Annotated in this window: 3 protein-coding genes; all 3 read left to right on the top strand. The window is 49.8% G+C overall.

Going from position 1 to position 1,943, the window contains the following annotated elements; all coding sequences use genetic code 11:
* Positions 1-337, top strand: a 337-nt coding sequence (hypB, locus tag Q0277_RS02180) for a hydrogenase nickel incorporation protein HypB (protein ID WP_297995143.1), incomplete at its 5' end; no start/stop codon positions are given.
* A complete protein-coding gene (locus tag Q0277_RS02175) occupies positions 337-618 on the top strand; it encodes a HypC/HybG/HupF family hydrogenase formation chaperone (RefSeq protein WP_297995142.1) in 282 nt (93 codons plus the stop codon). The genes hypB and Q0277_RS02175, both read left to right, overlap by 1 nt.
* 35 nt (positions 619-653) lie before the next feature.
* Positions 654-1,751, top strand: coding sequence for a hydrogenase formation protein HypD (gene hypD, locus Q0277_RS02170; RefSeq protein WP_297995138.1), 1,098 nt, complete (start codon positions 654-656; stop codon positions 1,749-1,751).
* The last annotated feature ends 192 nt before the right edge of the window (positions 1,752-1,943 follow it).

Raw genomic sequence — 1,943 nt, 5'->3', positions numbered from 1 at the left:
CGATACGAAAGGCTTGGATCTGGTTTTCATAGAAAACGTCGGAAACCTCGTCTGCCCTGCGGCATTTGACGTAGGCGCGCACCTGAACGTAGTGCTTCTAAGCGTGCCCGAGGGTAGCGATAAAATCGCAAAATACCCCGTGATATTTCGCCGTGCAGACTGCGTCGTAATCACCAAAACAGCGCTGCTACCGCATTTTGACTTCGATATGGAGGAGGTGGTGCGCGAAGTGCACAAACTCAATCCGAAAGCCGACGTCATTGCGCTTGATAGCAAAAGTGGCGAGGGCATGGAGAAATGGCTGAAATTCCTACAATACAAGAAGGAATTTCGTTAATGTGTCTTTCAATCCCTTCAAAAATCATCTCGATCGACGAAAATAATTTCGCGACCGTGGAGACTCTGGGCGTGCGCCGCGGCGTGAGCTTGGATCTACTTCCAGAGCCAGCGACGGTCGGGGAGTACGTGCTGATCCACGTGGGCTTTGCGATGGAGAAGATCGATACGCAGCGAGCGAAGGAGAGTATCGAAATTTACGAACAGATTGCAAAGCAGATGAGGGTGGAAGAGGGCTCCGTATATGAAAGCATAAAGCCGAGAGCCGGCGCAGAGAATTAAAACGGCTTGCAAACCCGTAAAATTTAAGGTAAATAATGGATCTAATCAAGGATTTTAGGGATAAGGAGCTGATTTTAGCGCTTAGCAAGCTGATAATTTCTAAAAGCAAAAAGCCGCTAAATATTATGGAGATTTGCGGCGGACATACGCACTCGATCATGAAATTCGGCCTTCCGAGCCTGGTCGGCGACAATATAAAATTTATCCACGGCCCGGGCTGTCCGGTGTGCGTGATGCCGCGCAGTCGCATCGACGAGGCGATCAAGCTCGCCGCGATGCCACAGAGTATCTTTTGCACTCTAGCAGACATGCTGCGCGTGCCCGGCTCTCGCACCAGCTTGCAGAAGCTGCGCAGCGAGGGACACGACATCAGAGCGCTTTATAGCCCGCTTGATTGCATAAAGATCGCGCAGGAAAATCCACAAAAAACAGTGATATTTTTTGCAATCGGCTTTGAGACTACGACGCCGATGAGCGCCGTGCTGATCGATAAGGCGCTAAGCCTGGGGCTAAAAAATCTCTTTTTTCACATCAACCACGTTACGGTGCCCGCGCCCGTGCGAGCGATCTTGGACGATGCGGACGTGCAGATAGACGCGTTTTTAGGGCCTAGCCACGTAAGCGTGATCACCGGCGCGAAGGCCTACGAAAGTATCGCGCGCGATTATAAAAAGCCGATCGCCGTAAGCGGATTTGAGCCGCTTGACATAATGGCGGGCGTGTTAAATTTGGTGGAGCAGCAAAACGCCGGCACCTACGAGGTTTTCAACGAATACGAGCGCGTCGTAAAAGAGGGCGGCAACCAAAAAGCGCAAAATTTGATAGATAAATATTTTGAAATTTGCGATTTTTCGTGGAGAGGGCTCGGCGAAATTCCAAAAAGCGGCATGAAGTTGCGCCCGCAGTACGCGGCGCTGGATGCCAGAGTGCAGTTTGATTGCAGCGTACAGAGCGCTCCCGAGAGCAAGGCCTGTATCTGCGGCGAAATTTTGCGCGGCAAAAAAAGCCCGTATGATTGCAAGGTTTTCGGCAAGCACTGCACGCCTCAAAACCCGATAGGATCGTGCATGGTCTCAAGCGAAGGCGCATGCGCGGCGTACTATAAATACGGCGACGTCAAAAACGCGGGCTAAATTTTGCGCGCTGTATCTCAGAGCGTAAATTTTAAAAATAAGTCATGCTTTAAATTTTAACCGAAGCAAAAAACGTCGAGCTAAAATTTACTTTGAAATTTTGCGCGGCGCCGTAGCGGCACGGCTTGTTCGGCTGCAAAAATACGGGCTTTAAATTTAAAACCGAAATTAAAACCAAATAAAAAAGAAAAA

It is taken from the genome of uncultured Campylobacter sp. (genome assembly GCF_938030815.1).
In the GTDB taxonomy this organism is placed as follows: domain Bacteria; phylum Campylobacterota; class Campylobacteria; order Campylobacterales; family Campylobacteraceae; genus Campylobacter_B.
This window is presented reverse-complemented; position numbering and strand designations above follow the sequence as displayed.